Genomic DNA, 19869 nt, shown 5'->3' with positions numbered 1-19869 from the left:
TTCGTATGCCGGTTCGCCGTGCGGTGCCGGGCCATCGTCGTAGCTGACGGTCCGTCAGGCAAGGGGTGGGGCGGACCCCCGCGGGCGGCGAGGGGCTGTCGGGCGGGTCGTGCAGCGCCTAGGGTGCGCGCGTGGAACTGATGTTGACGCTCATCAGCGGGATCGCCTGGACCGTCGTGTACGTCGAGGCCGTCCGGGTCGGGCTGCGGGACCGGACGTACGCCATGCCCGTCGCCGCGCTCGCGCTGAACTTCGCCTGGGAGGTCGTCTACGCCTTCGACGACATCCGTACCGGGCTCTCCCCGCAGGGCGTGGTCAACGTGGTGTGGGCCGTCGCCGACGCCGTGATCCTCTACACCTACCTGCGCCACGGCCGGGCCGGGCTGCCCGCCTTCGTCACCCGGCCGCTGTTCGCCGCCTGGACCGCCCTCGTCCTCGGCACCGGCTTCGCCGTGCAGCTGCTGTTCGTCGCGCACTTCGGGACGCACGACGCCAGCCGCTACTCGGCGTTCCTTCAGAACCTGCTGATGTCCGGCCTGTTCATCGGCATGTACGCCGCCCGGCGCGGCCCGCGCGGGCAGTCACCGCTCATCGCCGTCGCCAAGTGGCTCGGCACCCTCGCACCGACCGTGCTGTTCGGGGTGATGCAGCGGAACGGCTTCGTGCTCGGGCTGGGGGTGCTGTGCTCCGTCTTCGACCTCGTCTACATCGGGCTGCTGGTGCTGCGGCCCGGCGCCGGCCCCCGCGTCGGCCCCGGCTCCGACGCCGGCACGGTCAAAAGCCCGCCGGACCCATCGCGATGACCGGCTTCGCCGCCGGGTCCAGGGTGCGCAGCAGCTGCTCCATCGCCGCCCTGGGGAGGCCCACGCAGCCCTGGGAGGGGCCGTCGTGGTCCACGTGGAGCCAGATGTTGCCGCCCTTGTCCTCGCCCTCCGGCATGCCCGGGTCGAGCGGGGAGACCCCCTTGCGGCGGTTGTAGTCGATCGCCACGACGTAGTCGAAGGAGCCGTCCAGGGACTCGCCGTTCACGCCCCGGCCCGACGGGACGAAGCCGCGGTCCTGGTCGTAGGGGAGTTTCGTGCCGGGCGGGGGCGGCAGCAGGCCGCCCGCGTCGGTGAGGGAGAACACGCCCTCCGGGGAGGTCAGGTCCCCGTACTCGCGCCCGGTGGACCAGCCGTTGGCGCCGTTGCGGGCCGGCCAGTGCCCGGCCGCGGTCCAGTCCTTGCCGGCGGCGGTGCGGGTGAAGAAGGTGACGGTGGAGTCCGAGGAGTCCTTCGCCCTGCCGGTGACCAGCACGAGCTGGCGCGCGGCGGCCGGGATCCGGGCGCGGGTCGCCGCGCTGAGGGTGTCCGGGAGGCCCTGGAGGGCGTCCGCGCGCGGGGTGCTGCGCGTGGCGTGCCCCGGGGCGCCGCCCTGCGCCTGGGGCTGCTGTTTCGGGGCCGGGCCCCGGGCCTGCGGGCGGGCGTCCGAACGGGCCGCCGGGACGGGTGCGCCGGGCTGTTCGTCCAGGGCGTGCAGCCAGCCGGCGGCGAAGGTCAGCAGGCCGAGGGCGGCCACGGCGATCAGGGCCCTCGGCGGTCGGCCGGCCGAAGCGGAACGCCGGCGGTCGGCCGCGCCGGGGCCCGTCCGGGACTGCGTACGGCCACCGGTCCGGAAGCGGGAGCGGGCTCGGGCGTGCTTGCTCATCCCCCCGAAGGTACATCAGGTGATCATCGTTCCCCGCGAACGGCGGTCTCCCGTGGCCCGTGCGGCGCGGGAAAGCGGAGGCTGACCGTCAGCCCGCCGTCGGGCTCCGGATTGGCCTCGGCGAGCAGCCGCGCGCCGTGCGCCCGCGCGATCGAGGCGACGATGGAGAGGCCGAGCCCGGCGCCCTCGCCCGCGGTGTGCCGCCGTTCCGCGCGGCGGCGGAAGGGCTCCAGCAGGCGGGGGACGTCGCCGGGCTGGATCAGCGGGCCGGTGTTGGACACCGTCAGCACCCCGTCGGCGGAGGTCGCCACGCGCACCCGGCCGCCGGGGCGGTTGTGGCGTACGGCGTTGGCGAGGAGGTTGCGGACCAGATGGCCGAGCAGGGTGGCGTCGCCGGTCACCGTCAGCGGCGCGAGGTCCCGTACGACGGTCAGGTCGGGGGCGGGGGCTGCCGTCAGCTCCGCCTCCGTCAGGGCCGCCAGGTCCACCGGCCGCGACGACTCCGGCCCCTCCTCCGACACGGCGAGCAGCAGCAGCGACTCCACGAGGTGCTCGCTGGAGTCGGCCACCGCGATCAGCCGCTCCCGGATCCGCGCCACCTTCGCCGGCCCCGGCTCCCCCGCCAGCCCGATCTCGGCGGCGGCCCGCTGCACGGCGAGCGGCGTGCGCAGCTCGTGCGCGGCGTTGGCGGCGAACCGGCGCTGGGCCCCCACCAGGTCCTGGATCCGGTCGAGCATCCCGTCGAAGGTGTCGGCCAGCCGCTTGAGCTCGCCGGGCGGGGCCTGGAGCCCGATCCGCTCGTGCAGGTTCTCCCCCGACAGGCGCCGGGCCGTCTCGGTGATCACCCCGACGGGGCGCAGCACGCGGCCCGCCATCCACCAGGCGAGCCAGACCGACAGGACGGCGAAGAGGGCGAGGGCCACGAGGGAGACGAGGGTCAGCTCCTGGAGGGCGGCCCGGGCGGCGGCGTCGGAGAGGTTCCGGGTGACCCGCCACTGGGCGATCTGCTCCGGGGTGGGCGCGGTGCCGGGCGGCAGTCTGTGCGCGGGCTCGAAGCCGCGGTCCTGCGGGACGGGCGTGACCCCGTCCGAGGGGACGGGCAGGCCGGGCATGACGGTGGTGACGGCCCCGTTGACCCGCGTGTAGAGGCCGGACCGCAGCAGTACGTTGACCAGCGCGACCAGGCCGCCGCCCGCGAGGAGCAGCAGCGCGCCGTAGAGGGCGGTGAGACGGGTGCGCTCGGAGCGGAGCACCGCTCTCATCGCGGACCGCCGCTCTGGCCGGGGCTCGCGGGCCCGGCCGCGATGCGGTAGCCCGCCCCGGGCACCGTCTCGATCAGCGGCGGGTCGCCCAGCTTGGCGCGCAGCTTGCTCAGTGTGACCCGGACGGCGTTGGTGCGGTAGCCGGTGTCCTCCTCCCACACCCGCTCGATCAGGTCGTCGCTGCTCAGCACCGCCCCCTCGGCCCGCAGCAGTGCCTCCAGCACCGCGAACTCCTTGCGTGACAGGGCGAGCCGGTGCCCGTCGCGGGAGGCGGAGCGGCGCGCGGTGTCCAGGGCGATCCCGGCCCGCTCCAGCACCGGCGGCAGCGCCGGGTGGGCGCGCCGGCCGAGCGCGAGGACGCGGGCGAGGAGCTCGTCGTACGCGAAGGGCTTGGTGAGGTAGTCGTCGGCGCCCAGCCCCAGGCCCTCCACCCGGTCCCGCACGGTCCCGGAGGCGGTCAGCATCAGCACCCGCGTCAGCAGCCGCTCCCGTACGACCTGCCGGCACACCTCGTCGCCGTGCAGGCCGGGCAGGTCCCGGTCGAGGACGAGGACGTCGTACTCGCCGAGGCGCAGCCTGCGCAGCGCCTCCAGCCCGTCGCCGGCCTCGTCGACCGCCAGCGCGTCGCGCCGCAGCCCCTCGGCGATCATCTCCCGCAGGAACTCCTCGTCCTCCACCACCAGAACTCGCATGCCGTCCTCTCTACAGGAGGGGCGCATTTCGCCGTTGTAAGCGGACTGCGAGAGGGAAGCGAAACACCGCTTTCGCGCACGCTCGGCCCCATGAAGCGATCCCTGACCATGACCACGGCCGCGGCCCTCACCGGGCTGGCCCTCTCCGTCACCGCCTGCACGAACGGCGGCACCCCGGGCGGCGGCAAGGAAAGCTCCGCGAGCGGGGGCGGCGGCAACGGGGGCGGCGGGGCCGACGCCGACAACGCCGTGAAGACGCGCCAGTGCCTGCGCGAGCACGGGATAGACGCCCCCGACCCGAAGCCGGGCCAGAACCCCAACGGCATGACCGTCGGCGGCGGCGCGGACCCGCAGAAGATGGAGGAGGCCATGAAGGCCTGCGGCATGCGCACCCCCGGCTCCGGGGAGGGCCCGACGCAGGAGCAGAAGGACAAGGAGCTGCGCTGGGTCCGCTGCATGCGCGAGAACGGCGTGGACCTGAAGGACCCCGAGTACAGCGGCGGCATGAAGAGCGGCATCGAGGTCCCCAAGGGGCAGGAGAAGGCCTTCGAGGAGGCCCAGAAGAAGTGCGAAGCGGCCTGATGGGGGCCCGGCGGCGCGGGACGTGGCTGGTGGGCGCCCTGGCGGCGGTACTCGCCGTCTCGGGCGGCGGCTACGCCGTCCTCGCGCAGTCCCCGCAGGACGGCGGCCGGCGGCAGGACGCGGCCGACGCGCTGCCTCCGGCGACGGCCCCGGTGACGCGCGGCGACCTCGCCTCGGGCCTCCAGGTGGACGGCACCCTCGGCTACGCGCAGGAGCGCAGGCTGACCGCACCCGGGCCGGGGGTCCTCACCCGGATCGCGGCCGAGGGGTCGGCCGTCGAGCGGGACGGTCCGCTCTTCGAGGTCAACGGGAAGGCGGTGCGGCTGCTGTACGGGGCCGTGCCGATGTACCGGGCGCTGAAGGCCGGGGACAAGGGCGAGGACGTCCGGCAGCTGAAACGGAACCTGATCGCCCTCGGGCACGGGACGGGGCTGGACGCGCAGGACGGCACCTTCACGGCCGGTACGGCGGCGGCGGTCAAGCGCTGGCAGAAGGCGCACAAGGCGCCGGAGACGGGCGAGGTGGCGCGGGAGGACATCGCCTTCGCCCCGGGCCCGCAGCGGGTGAAGCGGACGGAGGCGGCGCTCGGCGACGAGCCGGGGCCGGGCAAGCCGGTGCTGACGGTGACCGGCACCGAGCGGATCGTCCGCTTCCAGCTGGACGCGGCGAAGGCGGGCGCCGCCAAGGCCGGGGACAGGGTGACGGTACGGCTGCCGGGCGGCGGCAGCGCGGCCGGGAAGGTCGACTCGGTGGGCGGCACGGCGGGCACGGACGAGCAGAACGGGGGGTCTTCCGGCGGGGGCTCCTCCGGCGGGTCAGGAGGCAGCGGCGGGGGCGGAGGCGGCGGGAGCGGCGGCGACAAGAAGGCCAAGGTGGACGTGAGCGTCACCTTCGACGACCCCGGCTCGGTCAAGGGCCCCGAACAGTCCCCCGTGTCGGTGGAGCTGACCGGCGAGACCCGCACCGGCGTGCTCTCCGTACCGGTGAACGCGCTGCTCGCGCTCCCCGGCGGCGGCTTCGGCGTCCAGGTCGTCGAGAACGGCAGGGCCCGCGAGGTCGAGGTCGAGCTCGGCATGTTCGGCAAGGGCCGCGTCGAGGTCAGCGGAGGCGGCCTCGCGGAGGGCATGCGGGTGGGGGTGCCCAAGCTGTGAGGCGGCACGCGCACCCGGTGGTCGAACTGGCCGGGGTCACCAAGGAGTACCCGGGCGGGGTCACGGCCCTGCGCGGGGTCGGCCTGACCGTCCTGAGCGGGGAACTCCTCGCCATCGTCGGCCCGTCGGGGTCCGGCAAGTCCACCCTGCTGCACATCGTCGGCACCCTGGACCGGCCGAGCGCGGGCACCGTGCGGATCGCCGGCCACGACGTCGCGGCGCTGTCCGACCGTTCGCTGTCGGCGCTGCGCTCGCGCCACATCGGCTTCGTGTTCCAGTCCTTCCACCTGGTGCCGGGCCTCAGCGCCCGGGCGAACGTCGCCGAGGGACTGCTGTACTCCGGGCTCCCCCGGGCCGAGCGCGGCCGCCGGGCGGCGCGGGCGCTGGAGCGGGTCGGACTCGGCGACCGGATGGACCACCGGCCCAACGAGCTGTCGGGCGGGCAGAAACAGCGGGTGGCCATCGCCCGCGCGGTGGCGGGGGAACCGGACCTGCTGCTCGCCGACGAGCCGACGGGGGCGCTGGACACGGCGTCGGGCCGGTCGGTGATGGAGCTGCTGCACGAGCTGAACGAGGACGGGGCCACCATCGCCGTGATCACCCACGACAGCGAGATCGCGTCGAGCCTGCCCCGGCAGGTGCGCATCCTCGACGGCGAGGTCGTCGAGGACACGGGCCCGGCGGGGGCCGCGTGATGGGCGGCCGTACGAAGACCCGTACGCGGGACCGTACGAGGACCCGTACGCGGCTCCGGCCGCCCAGGCTCACTCCGCGCGACGTCCTGCACGCCGGGTCGGCGGGGCTGCGCTCGCGCCCGGTGCGGGTGTTCCTGTCGGCGCTCGGCATCGCGATCGGCATCGCGACGATGATCGCGGTGGTCGGCATCTCCTCCTCCAGCCAGGCCAAGCTGCTGCGGGAACTCGACGAGCTGGGCACGAACATGCTGGTGGCCACCCCGGCCCCCGCCATGTTCTCGGGCCAGGACACGAAGCTCCCGAAGGAGGCCCCCGGGATGGTCTCGCGCATCGCGGGGGTCGAGTCGGTCGGGACCACCGGCGATGTCGGGGAGTCCGTCCGCCGCTCGGAGAACATCCCGCGGGAGGAGACCGGCGGCATCGCGCTGAAGGCCGCCAAGGACGACCTGCTGGGCACCCTGCGGGCCTCCGTGGCCCGGGGCGGCTGGCTGAACGCGGCCACCGCCCGCTACCCGTCGGTGGTGCTCGGGCACGTCTCGGCGCGCCGGCTGGGCATCACGGAGCCGGGGCAGCAAGTGTTCATCGGCGGACGCCACTTCACGGTCGTCGGCATCCTCGCGCCCGTCCCGCTGGCCCCGGAGATCGAACGCTCGGCCCTGGTCGGCTGGGAGGCGGCCGAACGGCTGCTGGGCTTCGACGGCCACCCGACGGCGGTCTACGAACGCTCGGCGGACGACCGGGTGGCCGCCGTCCGCTCCCTGATCGCGCAGACGGCCAACCCCCGCACCCCGAGCGCGGTGTCGGTGACCGACCCCTCGGCCGCGCTCCAGGCGAAGGCGGCCACGGAGGGCGCGTTCAGCACCCTCCTGCTCGGCCTGGGCGGCATCGCCCTCCTGGTGGGCGGGGTCGGCGTCGCCAACACCATGATCATCTCGGTGCTGGAACGCCGCCACGAGATCGGCCTGCGCCGCTCGCTCGGCGCCACGAAGGGGCAGATCCGGATCCAGTTCGTCACCGAGTCCCTGCTGCTGTCCGGCCTCGGGGGCCTGGCGGGCATCGCCCTGGGCGGGGCCGCCACGGGGGTCTACGCCCGGGCCGGCGACCTGCCCTGGGTGGTCCCGCCGTGGGCGGTCAGCGGCGGCTTCGCGGCCACCCTGGCCATCGGCACCCTGGCGGGCCTCTACCCGGCGGTCCGCGCGGCCCGCCTGAGCCCGACCCTGGCGCTCCAGGCGGCGTAGGGAGGGGTCGGTCGCAGCCCGCGGGGTGCAACCGACCCCTCCCGTCCCGGTACCGCCCGACTTACCCTGATCTGATGAGAACTCCGCGTCAGGCAGCCCGCATTGTCGTCCTCTCCCCCAGCGGATCGGTGTTCCTGTTCCGCGAGAACAACGTAGAAGTCGGGATCCACTGGCTGCCCCCGGGCGGCGGGATCGACCCGGGCGAGACCCCGGAGGAGTGCGTGCGGCGCGAGCTGCGCGAGGAGACCGGCTGGACCGACCTGGAGCCGCAACGGCTGCTGTGCACCTGGGAGCACGACTTCACCCACCAGGGCATCCCGGTCCGCCAGCACGAGCACATCTACGTCACCACCGGCCCCCGCCGCGAGCCGGTGCTCGAAGAACCCGGCATCCACTGGCAGTGGCTCTCCCCGGAGCGCCTGGCCGGCCTCGGCGAACCCCTCTGGCCCCCGCGCCTGCCGGACCTCCTCGCCCGCACCCCCGCCGAGCCGGTCCACCTGGGGCTGCTCGCCTGACCCCGGCGCCCCGGCGCCCCCGGTCCTCAGCGGTCGCGCCCGCCCGTACGCACCGCGCCCGCGCTCGCCACGACGACGAGCCCGATCGCCGCGCACTGGACGGGCGAGAGCCCCTGGTCCAGCACCAGGTAGCCGGCCGCCGCCGCGACGGCCGGGGACAGACTGGCCAGTACCGCGAAGGTGGCCGCGGGCAGCCTGCGCAGGGCGAGCAGCTCCAGGGTGTACGGCACCCCCGAGCTCATCACCGCGATCGCCAGGCCCAGGGCCAGCACGCCCGGCTCCAGCAGGGTCGTGCCCGCCGACCCGATGCCGAGCGGCAGGCTGACCAGGGCGGCTACGGCCATCGCGATCGCGAGGCCGTCCAGGCGCGGGAAACGGGCGCCCGCCCGGGCGTTGAAGACGATGTACGCCGCCCACATCGCGCCGGCGCCCAGCGCGAACGCCACGCCCGACGCGCCCAGTCCGGCGAAGCCGCCCCGGCCCAGCAGGAACACCCCGGCCAGCGCGAGCGCGGCCCACAGCATGCTCGCCGCGCGCCGCGAGACCACCACCGACAGCAGCAGCGGCCCGAGCACCTCGAAGGTCACCGCCGCGCCCAGCGGGATGCGGTCGATGGCCTGGTAGAAGAGCAGGTTCATCCCGCCGAGGGCCAGGCCGAAGCCGACGGCCACCGCCCAGTCGCCGCGCGCGTACCCGCGCAGCCGGGGCCGGGCGACGGCGAACAGCAGCACCGCGGCGAAGGCCACCCGCAGCGCGACCGTCCCCAGGGCCCCGGCCCGGGGGAACAGCAGCGCGGCGAAGGCCGACCCGAACTGGACCGACAGCGTCCCGGCCAGCACCAGCCCGACACCGCCGAGGGTGCCGCGGCCGGCGGGGTGGCGGAGCAGGCGCGCCGAGGTGGTGGGGGAAGACGTCATGGCGGAGGTCGTGGAGGTCGTGGAGGTCATGGGATTCACGCTAGGAACCGGGCCGTGCCGTGTGAAATGCCGAATGGCACCCGGTTATGCTCCCCAGGCATGACCATCGAGCTGCGGCACCTGCGCGCCTTCCTCGCCATCGCCGACGAGGGCAACATCACCCGCGCCGCCGCCCGCCTCCACCTGAGCCAGCCCGCGCTGTCCCGCACCCTGCGCCGGCTGGAGGACCACCTCGGCACCCGCCTCGTCGACCGCTCCACGCACCACCTGGAGCTGACCGCGCAGGGCCGTACGTTCCGCGACAAGGCCCGCGCCGCCGTCGCCGCCGTGGACGCCGCCCTCGACCCCGGCGGACTGCGGAGCTGGCCGCTGCGCCTGGGCCACACCTGGGCGGCGCTCGGCGACCACACCATCCCGCTGCTGCGCCGCTGGGACGAGTCCCGCCCGGACGTCCCGCTGGAGCTGCTCCGCGTCGACGACCCCACGGCCGGCCTCACGCAGGGCAAGGTCGACGCGGCCCTGCTGCGCGGCGCCGTCACCGCGCCCGGGCTGCGCACGGCACTGCTGCTGACGGAGGAGCGGGTGGCGGTCATCCCGGCGGGCAGCCCGCTGGCCGCACTCCCCCGCGTCACCCTGGCGGACCTCGCGGCCCGCCCCATCGTCCTGAACACCGTCTCCGGCACCACGACCCTGGACCTGTGGCCCGCGACGGGCCGGCCCGCGCCGGTGATCGAGGTGGCCAACACCGACGAGTGGCTCATGGCCATCGCCGCCGGCCGCGCCCTGGGCGTCACCACATCGGCGACCCCCAGCAACCACGCGCACCCGTCGCTGGTCTACCGCCCCCTGGCCGACGCCCCGCCGGTCCCCGTCGCCCTCGCCTGGCGCGAGGGCCCGGTCCACCCGGCCGTACCGGACCTGCTCGCCCTGGCGCGCGAGATCCTGGGCGGGGAGACGGACCGGGACCTCAGGAGCTGACGTCGGCGCAGATGGCGTAGAAGTCACCCCTGACGTTGTTCTCCGTGGCGTTCTCTGCGGTGACGTGCCACGACGTGCCGTCCGCCGAGGGACCGGACTCGCGCACGTCCAGGTAGATGGGGTCACCGCTGGTCACCGTCACCCCGCCGCCGAGCACCCGCTTGCCGGCAGGGCAATCGATCACCGCCCTGTTGAGCCAGTTCGGGCCGGAAACGAACCCGCCGGTGACCACCTCGTAGCCGGCGATTCCGGAGTTGCTCGTCGAAGTCGACGCGGACTGACCACAGTTGACGTTCTGGGTGCCGGTGAAGGTGTTGCCCTGCCCGACCTGGCCCGAGGGGAAGCAGGCGAGGACGACCGACGGATTGCCGAGGAGGGAGAGCAGGCTCTCTCCGTCCGCGTGGGCACTGCCACCGCCGAGAAGTACTGCCGCCAGGGCGGCGCTGCCGATCGTCGCGAGCTTCCGGGGGAGCTTCAAGGTGCTGCCTTTCGTCCGGGCGGGCCGGACGGGCCCGGCACCGCCGCGGACAGGATCCCGAGACGGTCACGCCGGACGTGGGGACGGCGCGCCGACTGCGTCGGCGCTTCCCCTGATCGGCCCCGGATCAGCGCTGCCCGGTGGCCCGCGCGTAGAGCTTGGCGGCGTAGTCGCCGAGGACCGTGCTCGTGGAGACGTCGTCCGTGTCCCCGCCGGTCAGGATGCCGATGATCTTCCCGTCGCGGCCGATCCAGGCACTTCCGCTGGTACCGCCCGGGAAGTCGGAGCAGTCGAAGCGCTGCTGCCGCTCGCCGGTGCGTACGGCGACCGCCGTGCAGGTACGCGGAACCTTGCGGTCGGCGGGGTAACCCGTCACCGTGACCTCCTCGCCCGCGCGGCCGGAGGTGTCCAGGGGCGCGGCGCCGGTGACGGCCTCGACGGTGCGGCCCTTGTCGTCGGGGGCGAGGCGGGCGAAGGCGAGGTCATAGTCGTCGTCGGTGCCCTCGGCCCAGCGCTCGTCCTCGAAGACCTCCTCGATCTTCCACACCCCGTACGGGGCCGTGCCGTTCACGTACCCGGGTGCGAACACGGCGCCCTTGCCGCCGGTCTGCTTGCCCTCCATCAGGCAGTGGCCGGCGGTGACGATCATGTTCTTGCCGGGGCTGCGCACGACGGTGGCGGTGCAGAAGTGCTCCCCGTCCAGGCCTCCGGTGAAGAGGGCCCCGGTGAACGCGACGGGCCCGCCGGGCTGGGGGCTCGCGGCGGCCGGCGGAGGCGTGGCGAGCTGCGGCTTGGACACCTGCGCCCGCGACGGCCCGGTCGGCGACGCCGAGGGCAGGGCGGACTTGGCCCGCACCGGAGCAGCCCCTTCGGGGGGCGGCACCAACTCGGCCACCGCCGCAGAGGCACCCAGCGCCGCCAGCGCGCACAGCACCGCCGTCACCACGGACCGCTTGTCCACCGCCATGATCCCTCCCGCTTGCCCTGGCGAGCATGCCCCGCGGACATGCCAAGGTGCAAGGCCCGAGGGCTGGGCGGGGTCGGGTTGGCGGGAATCAGCCTGGCCGAATCAGGGAGGGTTCGGGGGTTTCCCGTCAGTCCCATCGTCCTTCCGTGTCGGGCCGGTCCCTCAAGGGCGCTCCTTCGTCGCGTCGCTACGCGATGGCCTTCGGCCACCCTTGACCGACCGTCCCGCCCCGGAAAGCCGAAAGACTGCCGGGAAACCCCCAAAAGAACGGCACGGTCGATGGTGGGAGGGACGGGTCTCTCAGCGATGAGGCGAGGGGACGGGCCCCGGCCCGCCGGGCATCCGGGCCCTCAGCGTTCGAGATTCCGAACCAGGGGCGCGGCTACCCGCACCACATGTCGACCAGAGCGGCCCGGGGAGCGCCCAGGCGCAGCAGATCGCTACGCGCTCCTCGGATTTCAGCGTCCGGCGACCGTCCGGGGCCGATGCCCGCACCACATGCTGATCAGAGCGCTGTGGGAAGCGGACGGGCGCGACGGATCGCTACGCGCTCCTCCCGTCTCAGCGTCCGACGACCGTCCGGGGCTGATACCCGCATCAAATGTTGATCAGAGCGCTGTGGGAAGCGGACGGGCGCGGCAGATCGCTACGCGCTCCTCCCGTCTCGGCGTCCGGCGACCGTCCGGGGCTGATACCCGCACTGGAGGACAATGGGCACGTGAGCGGGAAGTACGCGGATCTGGACGGTGTCCTGGGCATCGGTGAGGACGCCGAGGGGGTGGTGTTCTACCTGCGCATCACTGCGGGGGAGCTCAGCTACGACCGGGGCGGGGAGGTCTTCGACCACATCCAGGTCATCCGCTTCCAGACGTCGGCACCGGGCCGTCCGGCGGACGCGAACGACATGTTCGAGACCAACGAGCTGGACGACATGGCCGCCGAGCTCCGCCAAGGAATCCTCGACTGGTACGGCGACCGCCTGGAGTTCCGCCTCCCCACACCCGAGGAGCGCGACCTGATCCGCGCCGCCACGGGCTGGACCTGACCGTCAGGCCCGGAAGCCGAGATAGGTCCAGGACACCCCGGGGCGTCCGTGCGGGTCCTCCCGCTCGGCCAGGTGCACGACGGACAGCCCGTACCTGTCGGCGAGGTCGATTGTCTCCCTCGCGGAGACGGCGAACATCCGACGGCCGGCCGGGACCGGCCCGTGGCGCAGGGAGAGTACGACCCGGCCCTCGCGCTCAAGCAGGGCGGCCAGCCGGGCCATGGCGGAGACACGCTCCCCTTCGTCGAGATGCATCCAGACGGCCGTCAACAGGACGAGGTCGAAGCGGCGCCCCTCCAGGCCGGACAGCTCGGGGAGTGCGTCATCAACCCACTCGATCTCCCGGCCCGCGTGGATTCCCCGGCCCAACTCGCGCAGCTCAGCCGTCGGTTCTGCGGCGACGACACGGTGTCCCTGGGCGGCCAGAGCCGCCGCGTCACGCCCGCTCCCCGCCCCGACGTCCAGGATCGAGCTCGGCCGGGAGGGAAACAGGTGCAGGACCTCACGGTGAACCTCGGCGAAGGTCACGCTCTCGTACTGCTCGGCCAACGCCTCGGCCGCCTCGGCGTATCCGGCGGTACTGGCCAACGTCTCCCCACCCATTTCCCCACCCATTTCGCTGTCCACGACAAGGCACCCTATGGCGATCCGTCGCGCCCACCCGCTTCCCGCCCCGCTCCACCCGCCCTCCAGTGCGGGTATCAGCCCCGGACGGCCGCCAGCCGCCGAGACAAGAGGAGCGCGTAGCGATCCGTCGCGCCCGTCGGCTTCCCGCAGCGCTCTGATCAGCATCTGGTGCGGGCATCGGCCCCGGACGGCCGCCGGACGCTGAAATCCGAGGAGCGCGTAGCGATCTGCTGCGCCTGGGCGCTCCGCAAGGGGCTCTGATCGTCATTTGGTGCGGGTAGTCGCGCCCCGGCCCGGGATCTCGGCTGCTGAGGGCCCGGATGCCCGGCGGGGCATGGCCCGTCCCCTCGCCTCATCGCTGAGAGACCCGTCCCTCCCACCATCGACCGTGCCGTTCTTTTGGGGGTTTCCCGGCAGTCTTTCGGCTTTCCGGGGCGGGACGGTCGGTCAAGGGTCGCCGAAGGCGATCACGCAGTGACGCGACCGAAGGGAGCGCCCTTGAGGGACCGGCCCGAACCGGAAGGACGATGGGACTGACGGGAAGCCCCCAAGCCCTCCCTGAGACGGGCCAAGGGGAGCCCGCCCCCACCCCCGCCCCGCCCCCACCCCCGCCCAACCGCCCCCAACACCCTTTACAACCCCCCGTTTTCACGTATGCTCCCCCCCAACAGCCAAACAGCGTCCGGGGGAAACAGTAATGCTCGACGCCACCACCACCGCCACCGCCACCATCACCGCCGCCATCACCGCCGCCGCCCTCACCGCGCCCGTCGCCGCCCTCCTCGCCCACCGCGCCCTCCGCCGGGCCGCCAACGCGCGCCTGATGCGGATCGGGACGCCGAACGGCGTCGACGAGCAGGGGTTCGTCCGCATCGGCGGGATCGACCAGTGGATCTCGGTCCGGGGCGAGGACCGGGCGAACCCGGTGCTGCTGGAGATCCACGGCGGTCCCGGTGCGGCCAACTCCCCCTACGGGGCCCGTACCCGGCCCTGGGAGCGGCACTTCACCCTCGTCCGGTGGGACATGCGCGGCGCCGGCCTGACCTTCGCCAACGGCGGCGCGGCCGCCCAGGGCGGGGAGACGACCTTCGAGCGGCTCTACGCCGACGCCCTGGAGGTCACCCATCACGTCCGCGAGCGCCTCGGCGTCGACCGCGTCATCCTCATGCCGAGTTCCTTCGGCACGGTCTTCGGGCTCCGCCTGGCCCGCAACCACCCCGAGCTCTACTCGGCGTACGTCGGCACCGACCAGAACGTCCTGGAGGCGGGCCGCGACACCTCCGCCTACGACGCCACCCTCGACCGGCTCCGGGCGGCCGGCAAGGCCAAGGGCGTGGCGACGGTGGAGGCGATGGGCCCGGACCCGCGCCGGTGGACCCCGAAGCAGCGGACCGCGTACGACAAGCTGTGCGCGGGCAGCGACCCGCTGACGCTGGACACCGTGAAGAAGGTGATCCTGGGTTCGATGTGGCTGTCCCCGCTGTACTCCCTCAAGCGGATCGCGGCGTACTTCAAGGCCCAGGGCTTCTCGGAGTCCGTCACCCCCGGCTCCCACGACATCGACGTCTGGGCCGACGGGACGCGGTTCGAGATGCCGTTCTTCGTCTTCCAGGGTGCCCGGGACGTGATCACCCCGACGGCGCGGGCGAAGGCGTACTTCGACGCGGTCGAGGCGCCGGTGAAGGCGTTCGAGCTGATCGAGGACGCGAGCCACTTCGCGGCGCTGCGCCACCCGGAGCGCTTCCTGGAGCTGCTCCTGACCCACGTCCGCCCGGCGGTGACGGCCGCCCGCGCCACCGCCTGACCCGCGCGTCGCCGGAACGGAAGGGGGGGGGGGGGGGGGGGGGGGGGGGGCCCCCCCCCCCCCCCCCCCCCCCCCTTCCGTTCCCTCAGGCCCCCGCCCAGAGCCCGTCCGCCGTGAGCCCCAGCAGGTCGATCGCGTTGCCGCGCACGATGCGGTCCACCACCTCCGGGTCCAGGTGGCCCATCTGGGCCTCGCCGACCTCCCTCGACTTCGGCCAGGTGGAGTCCGAGTGCGGGTAGTCCGTCTCGTAGAGGACGTTGCCCACTCCGATGGCGTCCAGGTTGCGCAGCCCGAAGGCGTCGTCGAAGAAGCAGCCGTAGACGTGCTCCGCGAAGAGCTCGGACGGCGGGCGGTGGACCTTGTCGGCGACGCCGCCCCAGCCGCGGTTCTCCTCCCAGACCACGTTCGCGCGCTCCAGGATGTAGGGGATCCACCCGATCTGGCCCTCGGCGTACATGATCTTCAGGTTCGGGAAGCGCTCGAACTTGCCGCTCATCAGCCAGTCCACCATCGAGAAGCAGCAGTTGGCGAAGGTGATGGTGGAGCCCACGGCCGGCGGGGCGTCCGCCGAGGTGGAGGGCATGCGCGACGAGGAGCCGATGTGCATGGCGATGACCGTGCCGGTCTCGTCGCACGCCCGCAGGAACGGGTCCCACTCGTCCGTGTGGATCGACGGCAGCCCCAGGTGCGGCGGTATCTCGGAGAAGGCGACGGCGCGCACGCCCCGGGCGGCGTTCCTGCGCACTTCCTCCGCGGCGAGGCGTGCGTCCCACAGCGGGATCAGGGTCAGCGGAACGAGGCGGCCCCGCGCTTCGGGCCCGCACCACTCCTCCACCATCCAGTCGTTGTACGCGCGCACGCCGAGCAGCCCGAGCTCGCGGTCCTTGGCCTCGGTGAAGGTCTGGCCGCAGAAGCGGGGGAAGGTGGGGAAGCAGAGGGCGGACTGGACGTGGTTGACGTCCATGTCGGCGAGGCGCTCGGGAACCGAGAAGGAGCCCGGGCGCATCTGCTCGTAGGTGATGACTTCCAGTTTGATCTCGTCACGGTCGTACCCCACCGCGGTGTCGAGGCGGGTGAGCGGCCGGTGCAGGTCCTCGTACACCCACCAGTCGCCGACCGGGCCCTCGTCGCCCTTGGCGCCCATGACGGGCGCGAACTTGCCGCCGAGGAAGGTCATTTCCTTGAGGGGGGCGCGGACGATCCGGGGGCCGGTGTCGCGGTACTTGGACGGGAGCCGATCCCGCCAGACGTTGGGGGGCTCAACCGTGTGGTCGTCCACCGAGATGATCTTTGGGAAGGTCTCCATGCGCTCTACCGTAGCGCTGAACTGACGAACCGTCAGCTATTCCCGCCGCAGTCCCGCCGTGGTCGCGCTTCGGCCAGGAGTGGTTGGCTCCGCTGCGGGCTGACTTGTACGTGCAACACAGGGCAGACTGACCCTTAAACCGACGGAAGGCAGGGGGGACGACAGATGGACGGCGTACCGCCCATCCCGCACCAGCGGAACAGCCCCGGAGCGGCCCGGTCCCGCAGCGGCACCGACAACGGCACCGCGCCGGACTCCCCCGCGCCCGCACCCCCCGACGCCCCCGGAACCCCCGCCCCCGCCGACGACCGCTTCGCCGTCCTCGGCCCCGTCCGCGCCTGGCGCGGCGCCGAGGCACTGCCCTCCGGCAGCCCCCAGCAGCGCGCCCTGCTCGCCGTACTGCTGCTGCGCGACGGCCGCACCGCCACCGCGCCCGAGCTGATCGACGCCATCTGGGGCGAGGACCCCCCGCAGCAGGCCCTCGCCACCATCCGCACCTACGCCTCCCGGCTGCGCAAGGTGCTCGAACCCGGACTGCTCGTCAGCGACGCCGGCGGCTACGCCATCCGGCTGCGCCACCAGGAGGCCCTGGACCTCGGCATCGCCCGCAGCCTGGCCGCCGACGCCGAGAAGGCCCGCGCCGCCGGCGACCGCGCCCTCGCCCGTACGCTGCTGGCCCGCGCCCTGGAGATGTGGGACGGCGAACCCCTCGCCGGGGTCCCCGGCCCGCACGCCGAGACCGAGCGCACCCGCCTGTCCGAATGGCGCCTCCAGCTGCTGGAGACCCGCCTCGACCTCGACCTCGAAGTCGGCCACCACGCCGAGGCCGTCTCCGAGCTCACCGCCCTCACCGCCGCCCACCCCCTCCAGGAGCGGCTGCGCGAGCTGCTGATGCTCGCCCTCTACCGCAGCGGCCGGCAGGCCGAGGCCCTCGCCGTGTACGCGGACACCCGCCGGCTCCTCGCCGAGGAGCTCGGCGTCGACCCGCGCCCCGAGCTGTCCGCGCTCCAGCAGCGGATCCTGAACGCCGACGCCGAGCTCGCCCGCGCCGAGGACCCCGCCCCCAGCGCCGCGCCCGTACCCGTGAGGCCCGCCCAATTGCCCGCCACCGTCCCCGACTTCACCGGCCGCGCCCCCTTCGTCGCCGAACTCGGGGAGATCCTCGCCGGCGCCGACGGGCAGGTCATGGCCGTCTCCGCGCTGGCCGGCATCGGCGGCGTCGGGAAGACCACCCTCGCCGTGCACGTCGCCCACGCCGCCCGGCCGCACTTCCCCGACGGGCAGCTCTACGTCGACCTCCAGGGCACCGAACCCCGGCCCGCCCTCCCCGAAGCCGTCCTCGGCTCCTTCCTGCGGGCCCTCGGCACCCCCGACAGCTCCATCCCCGACTCCCCCGCCGACCGGGCCGCGCTCTACCGGTCGATCCTCGACGGCCGCCGCGTCCTGGTCCTGCTCGACAACGCCCGGGACGCCGCCCAGGTCCGGCCGCTGCTGCCCGGCACCGCCGGCTGCGCCGCCCTCGTCACCAGCCGGGTCCGGATGTCGGGCCTCGCCGGGGCCCATCTCGTCGACCTCGACGTGATGAGCCCCGAGGAGGCCCTACAGCTGTTCACCCGCATCGTCGGCGCCGAACGCGTCGGCGCCGAACGGCAGGCCGCCCTCGACGTCGTCGGCGCCTGCGGCTTCCTGCCGCTCGCCATCCGCATCGCCGCGTCCCGGCTCGCCGCCCGCCGCACCTGGACCGTCTCCGTCCTCGCCGCCAAGCTCGCCGACGAGCGCCGCCGCCTCGACGAGCTCCAGGCCGGCGACCTCGCCGTCAAGGCCACCTTCGAGCTCGGCTACGGCCAGCTGGAACCCGCCCAGCAGCGCGCCTTCCGCCTCCTCGGACTCGCCGACGGCCCCGACGTCTCCCTCGCCGCCGCGGCCGCCGTGCTCGACCTCCCGGAGCACGACACCGAGGACCTCCTGGAGGCTTTAGTCGACTGCTCCCTGCTGGAATCCGCCGCCCCCGGCCGCTACCGCTTCCACGACCTCGTACGCCTCTACGCGCGTGCGTGCGCCGAACGCGACGAACAGCCCGCCGGCCGTGCGGACGCCCTCGACCGGCTCCTCGACTTCTACCTCGCCACCGCCGCCCGCGTGTACTCCGTGGAGCGCCCCGGGGACCGGCTCCCCGCCCACCTCAGCGCCACCCGCCACCCCGGCCTGGTCCTCTCCGACCCCCGCGCCGCCCTGGACTGGCTCTTCGCCGAGGCCGACCCGCTGCTCGCCTGCGTACGCCAGTCCGCCGGCCGGCCGGGCGCCCTGCGCCGGGCCGTGGACCTGCTGTGGGCGGCCAAGGACCTCTCCGAGTCCGGCGCCAACTCCAAGCAGTACGAGTCCGCCGCGCTGACCCTGTGCGAGGCCGCCCGCGCCGCACGGGACCCGCGCGCCGAGGGCCGGGCGCGCACCACCCTGACCATGGTCCACCTGTTCGCCGGCCGCTTCGCCGAGGCCGACGACCAGGCCCGCCAGGCCATGGAGCTGGCCCGCGAGGCGGGCGACCCGCTGCCCAGCTGCTGGGCGCCCAACGACCGGGGGATCATCGCCCTCTACGAGAAGCGCTACGAGGACGGCGAGCGCTACCTGCTGGAGGCCATAGAGAGCTTCCGCGCCGACGACAACCACATCGGCGAGGCGAGCGCCCTGTGCAACCTCTCCCGCATCCACGTCGGCCTGGGCCGCCTCGGCAGCGCCATCGACCTGGCCCGGCAGGGCATCGCCGTCTACGACCGGATGGGGCTGACGCTGCGCCTGGCCAACGGCCGCTACGCGCTCGGCATCGCCCTCACCCAGGCCGGCCGGCTCGGTGAGGCGCTGGCGCAGCTCGGCGAGGCCCTGTCGCTGTTCCACGACAACCGGCAGCCGCTGTGGGAGGGCGTCACGCACTTCCGGCTCGCCGAGGCCCACCTGGCGGCGCAGCGGCCCACGCTGGCCGCCAAGCACGCCGAGCAGGCGATCGCGCTGCGCGGCATCGGCGGGGAGTGGCGCCGGGCCACCGTGCTGACGGTCCTGGGCAAGGCGCTGCGGCGGCTGGGCCAGCCGGACCGGGCGCGGGCGTGCTGGCGGGACGCGGAGACGGTCTTCGCGCAGCTCGGGTCGGCCGAACTGGGCGAGGTGCGGGCCCTGCTGGCATCGGAACTGGCCGCCTGACCTGCTCCGTTCCGGGCGGCCGGCGGCCCGTCCGGCGATGGACGTGGACGTTCATCGTTCGTTTATCGCCGCGCGCCACGATAGGTACATCGACCCGGCGCTTCGGGGGGCAACCGGGCCGGTTGGAGGACTACCCGTTCGGCGGTCCACGGGGGAACCGCCGAACGGGACCGACCCACCACGGGCCCGACTCAGGATCAGGAGAGCCGAGATGACGACGAACGAGAACAGCCTGCCGCTCGACGGGGACATCAGACCGTTCGACAACCACGCTTCGGGCGCCGAGATCGACCCGCGGGGGCTTCCCGCGGAACCGCCGGTGGTCAAGCCCGGGGAGACTCCGGACGACAACCACGCTTCCGGCGAGGAGATCGTCTCGCTCGACAACCACGCGTCCGGCCCGCGCCCGTAACACCGGGAGCACGGCACGGCGTACGGGGGACACGTACGGGGGGAAGCGTACGGGGGCCCTTGAGCGGTCGTACGGGGGACGTACGGGGGAACCGCTCGGGGGGCGTACGGGGGAAGAACGCAAGGACGGACGGCCCACGGGGGATTCGGGGGAATTCGGGGCCGTCCGCACGGGGGAACGAGCGCGGGGGGGGGGGGGGGGGGGGGGGGGGGGGGGAGGGGGGGGGGGGGAGGGGGGTGGGGTGGGGGGGGGGGTAGGCCCGGAGGTGCCGGCCGTATTCGTGCGCGACACCGTCGAGGTGTGCCGGGCACTGGCGGAGGCC

19 protein-coding genes are annotated in these 19869 nt (G+C 74.0%); 11 read left to right on the top strand and 8 right to left on the bottom strand.

Annotated elements, in window-relative coordinates:
• Nucleotides 1–140 precede the first annotated feature (140 nt).
• Complete coding sequence (locus ACZ7IF_RS19755; protein WP_470972946.1) at nucleotides 141–803, top strand: transmembrane-type terpene cyclase; 663 nt, start codon at nucleotides 141–143, stop codon at nucleotides 801–803.
• On the opposite strand, the gene ACZ7IF_RS19750 is transcribed toward ACZ7IF_RS19755, so the two are convergent.
• Genes ACZ7IF_RS19750 through ACZ7IF_RS19740 form a run of 3 tightly spaced genes read right to left on the bottom strand, consistent with a single transcriptional unit; the run spans nucleotide 775 to nucleotide 3640 of the window.
• Nucleotides 775–1686 carry a L,D-transpeptidase family protein gene (locus ACZ7IF_RS19750; RefSeq protein WP_470972795.1) on the bottom strand — a complete coding sequence of 304 codons (912 nt, stop codon included), beginning with the start codon at nucleotides 1684–1686 and terminating at the stop codon, nucleotides 775–777. The genes ACZ7IF_RS19755 and ACZ7IF_RS19750 overlap by 29 nt on opposite strands.
• 23 nt (nucleotides 1687–1709) lie before the next feature.
• Nucleotides 1710–2948 (bottom strand): sensor histidine kinase, encoded by a 1239-nt coding sequence (locus tag ACZ7IF_RS19745; RefSeq protein ID WP_470972793.1) that lies wholly within the window; start codon nucleotides 2946–2948, stop codon nucleotides 1710–1712.
• Complete coding sequence (locus ACZ7IF_RS19740; RefSeq protein WP_470972791.1) at nucleotides 2945–3640, bottom strand: response regulator transcription factor; 696 nt, start codon at nucleotides 3638–3640, stop codon at nucleotides 2945–2947. Before ACZ7IF_RS19740 ends, ACZ7IF_RS19745 begins: the two co-directional genes overlap by 4 nt.
• Before the next feature lie 90 nt (nucleotides 3641–3730).
• Between ACZ7IF_RS19740 and ACZ7IF_RS19735 the strand changes: the two genes are divergently transcribed.
• The 5 genes from ACZ7IF_RS19735 (at nucleotide 3731) to ACZ7IF_RS19715 (ending at nucleotide 7821) form a co-directional block, all read left to right on the top strand.
• Nucleotides 3731–4222 carry a hypothetical protein gene (locus tag ACZ7IF_RS19735; protein ID WP_470972789.1) on the top strand — a complete coding sequence of 164 codons (492 nt, stop codon included), beginning with the start codon at nucleotides 3731–3733 and terminating at the stop codon, nucleotides 4220–4222.
• A complete protein-coding gene (locus ACZ7IF_RS19730) occupies nucleotides 4207–5373 on the top strand; it encodes a peptidoglycan-binding protein (RefSeq protein ID WP_470972787.1) in 1167 nt (388 codons plus the stop codon). Before ACZ7IF_RS19735 ends, ACZ7IF_RS19730 begins: the two co-directional genes overlap by 16 nt.
• Nucleotides 5370–6068: an ABC transporter ATP-binding protein gene (locus tag ACZ7IF_RS19725; protein WP_470972785.1), complete on the top strand. Its 699-nt coding sequence runs from the start codon at nucleotides 5370–5372 to the stop codon at nucleotides 6066–6068. The genes ACZ7IF_RS19730 and ACZ7IF_RS19725 overlap by 4 nt, the downstream gene beginning before the upstream one ends.
• The gene (locus ACZ7IF_RS19720; RefSeq protein WP_470972783.1) at nucleotides 6068–7306 is read left to right on the top strand and encodes an ABC transporter permease; all 1239 of its coding nucleotides are present in this window, start codon (nucleotides 6068–6070) and stop codon (nucleotides 7304–7306) included. The genes ACZ7IF_RS19725 and ACZ7IF_RS19720 overlap by 1 nt, the downstream gene beginning before the upstream one ends.
• A 74-nt stretch (nucleotides 7307–7380) precedes the next feature.
• The gene (locus ACZ7IF_RS19715; protein ID WP_470972781.1) at nucleotides 7381–7821 is read left to right on the top strand and encodes an NUDIX hydrolase; all 441 of its coding nucleotides are present in this window, start codon (nucleotides 7381–7383) and stop codon (nucleotides 7819–7821) included.
• 26 nt (nucleotides 7822–7847) lie between these two features.
• Here ACZ7IF_RS19715 and ACZ7IF_RS19710 read toward each other — a convergent pair whose 3' ends face one another.
• Nucleotides 7848–8768 carry an EamA family transporter gene (locus ACZ7IF_RS19710; protein ID WP_470972779.1) on the bottom strand — a complete coding sequence of 307 codons (921 nt, stop codon included), beginning with the start codon at nucleotides 8766–8768 and terminating at the stop codon, nucleotides 7848–7850.
• Between the two features lie 69 nt (nucleotides 8769–8837).
• Here ACZ7IF_RS19710 and ACZ7IF_RS19705 point away from each other — a divergent pair, with 69 nt between their 5' ends.
• On the top strand, nucleotides 8838–9716 hold the full coding sequence (locus ACZ7IF_RS19705) for a LysR family transcriptional regulator (RefSeq protein ID WP_470972777.1): 879 nt from the start codon (nucleotides 8838–8840) through the stop codon (nucleotides 9714–9716).
• Here the strand turns inward: ACZ7IF_RS19705 and ACZ7IF_RS19700 are convergent.
• Both ACZ7IF_RS19700 and ACZ7IF_RS19695 read right to left on the bottom strand, forming a co-directional pair.
• Nucleotides 9706–10194, bottom strand: a complete 489-nt coding sequence (locus ACZ7IF_RS19700; RefSeq protein ID WP_470972775.1) for a hypothetical protein — start codon at nucleotides 10192–10194, stop codon at nucleotides 9706–9708. The genes ACZ7IF_RS19705 and ACZ7IF_RS19700 overlap by 11 nt on opposite strands.
• A 127-nt stretch (nucleotides 10195–10321) precedes the next feature.
• Nucleotides 10322–11161, bottom strand: coding sequence for a trypsin-like serine peptidase (locus tag ACZ7IF_RS19695; RefSeq protein ID WP_470972773.1), 840 nt, complete (start codon nucleotides 11159–11161; stop codon nucleotides 10322–10324).
• 718 nt (nucleotides 11162–11879) lie between these two features.
• On the opposite strand from ACZ7IF_RS19695, the gene ACZ7IF_RS19690 reads away from it, so the two are divergent.
• On the top strand, nucleotides 11880–12206 hold the full coding sequence (locus ACZ7IF_RS19690) for a hypothetical protein (RefSeq protein ID WP_470972771.1): 327 nt from the start codon (nucleotides 11880–11882) through the stop codon (nucleotides 12204–12206).
• Nucleotides 12207–12209: 3 nt separating this feature from the next.
• Here ACZ7IF_RS19690 and ACZ7IF_RS19685 read toward each other — a convergent pair whose 3' ends face one another.
• Entirely contained in the window at nucleotides 12210–12794 is a 585-nt protein-coding gene (locus ACZ7IF_RS19685) for a class I SAM-dependent methyltransferase (RefSeq protein ID WP_470972769.1), read from the bottom strand.
• A 736-nt stretch (nucleotides 12795–13530) separates the two neighbouring features.
• Here ACZ7IF_RS19685 and ACZ7IF_RS19680 point away from each other — a divergent pair.
• Nucleotides 13531–14637, top strand: coding sequence for an alpha/beta fold hydrolase (locus tag ACZ7IF_RS19680; protein ID WP_470972767.1), 1107 nt, complete (start codon nucleotides 13531–13533; stop codon nucleotides 14635–14637).
• An 85-nt stretch (nucleotides 14638–14722) separates the two neighbouring features.
• Here ACZ7IF_RS19680 and ACZ7IF_RS19675 read toward each other — a convergent pair whose 3' ends face one another.
• The gene (locus ACZ7IF_RS19675; protein ID WP_470972765.1) at nucleotides 14723–15943 is read right to left on the bottom strand and encodes an amidohydrolase family protein; all 1221 of its coding nucleotides are present in this window, start codon (nucleotides 15941–15943) and stop codon (nucleotides 14723–14725) included.
• A 165-nt stretch (nucleotides 15944–16108) separates the two neighbouring features.
• On the opposite strand from ACZ7IF_RS19675, the gene afsR reads away from it, so the two are divergent.
• Both afsR and ACZ7IF_RS19665 read left to right on the top strand, forming a co-directional pair.
• Nucleotides 16109–19135 carry an SARP-family global regulator AfsR gene (gene afsR, locus ACZ7IF_RS19670; RefSeq protein WP_470972763.1) on the top strand — a complete coding sequence of 1009 codons (3027 nt, stop codon included), beginning with the start codon at nucleotides 16109–16111 and terminating at the stop codon, nucleotides 19133–19135.
• 211 nt (nucleotides 19136–19346) lie between these two features.
• Complete coding sequence (locus tag ACZ7IF_RS19665; RefSeq protein WP_470972761.1) at nucleotides 19347–19547, top strand: hypothetical protein; 201 nt, start codon at nucleotides 19347–19349, stop codon at nucleotides 19545–19547.
• Nucleotides 19548–19869: the final 322 nt, after the last annotated feature.

The organism is Streptomyces sp. NPDC037421, from assembly GCF_055602105.1.
The sequence above is the reverse complement of the archived record's forward strand: the minus strand, read 5'-3'. Positions and strand labels throughout refer to the sequence as shown.

Excerpts from the sequence above, each read along its gene's own strand:
- ACZ7IF_RS19755 (WP_470972946.1), top strand. The coding sequence starts at position 141 with ATGTTGACGCTCATCAGCGGGATCGCCTGGACCGTCGTGTACGTCGAG.
- ACZ7IF_RS19750 (WP_470972795.1), bottom strand. The coding sequence starts at position 1,686 with ATGAGCAAGCACGCCCGAGCCCGCTCCCGCTTCCGGACCGGTGGCCGT.
- ACZ7IF_RS19745 (WP_470972793.1), bottom strand. The coding sequence starts at position 2,948 with ATGAGAGCGGTGCTCCGCTCCGAGCGCACCCGTCTCACCGCCCTCTAC.
- ACZ7IF_RS19740 (WP_470972791.1), bottom strand. The coding sequence starts at position 3,640 with ATGCGAGTTCTGGTGGTGGAGGACGAGGAGTTCCTGCGGGAGATGATC.
- ACZ7IF_RS19735 (WP_470972789.1), top strand. The coding sequence starts at position 3,731 with ATGAAGCGATCCCTGACCATGACCACGGCCGCGGCCCTCACCGGGCTG.
- ACZ7IF_RS19720 (WP_470972783.1), top strand. The coding sequence starts at position 6,068 with ATGGGCGGCCGTACGAAGACCCGTACGCGGGACCGTACGAGGACCCGT.
- ACZ7IF_RS19715 (WP_470972781.1), top strand. The coding sequence starts at position 7,381 with ATGAGAACTCCGCGTCAGGCAGCCCGCATTGTCGTCCTCTCCCCCAGC.
- ACZ7IF_RS19710 (WP_470972779.1), bottom strand. The coding sequence starts at position 8,768 with ATGACCTCCACGACCTCCACGACCTCCGCCATGACGTCTTCCCCCACC.
- ACZ7IF_RS19705 (WP_470972777.1), top strand. The coding sequence starts at position 8,838 with ATGACCATCGAGCTGCGGCACCTGCGCGCCTTCCTCGCCATCGCCGAC.
- ACZ7IF_RS19695 (WP_470972773.1), bottom strand. The coding sequence starts at position 11,161 with ATGGCGGTGGACAAGCGGTCCGTGGTGACGGCGGTGCTGTGCGCGCTG.
- ACZ7IF_RS19680 (WP_470972767.1), top strand. The coding sequence starts at position 13,531 with ATGCTCGACGCCACCACCACCGCCACCGCCACCATCACCGCCGCCATC.
- ACZ7IF_RS19675 (WP_470972765.1), bottom strand. The coding sequence starts at position 15,943 with ATGGAGACCTTCCCAAAGATCATCTCGGTGGACGACCACACGGTTGAG.
- afsR (WP_470972763.1), top strand. The coding sequence starts at position 16,109 with ATGGACGGCGTACCGCCCATCCCGCACCAGCGGAACAGCCCCGGAGCG.
- ACZ7IF_RS19665 (WP_470972761.1), top strand. The coding sequence starts at position 19,347 with ATGACGACGAACGAGAACAGCCTGCCGCTCGACGGGGACATCAGACCG.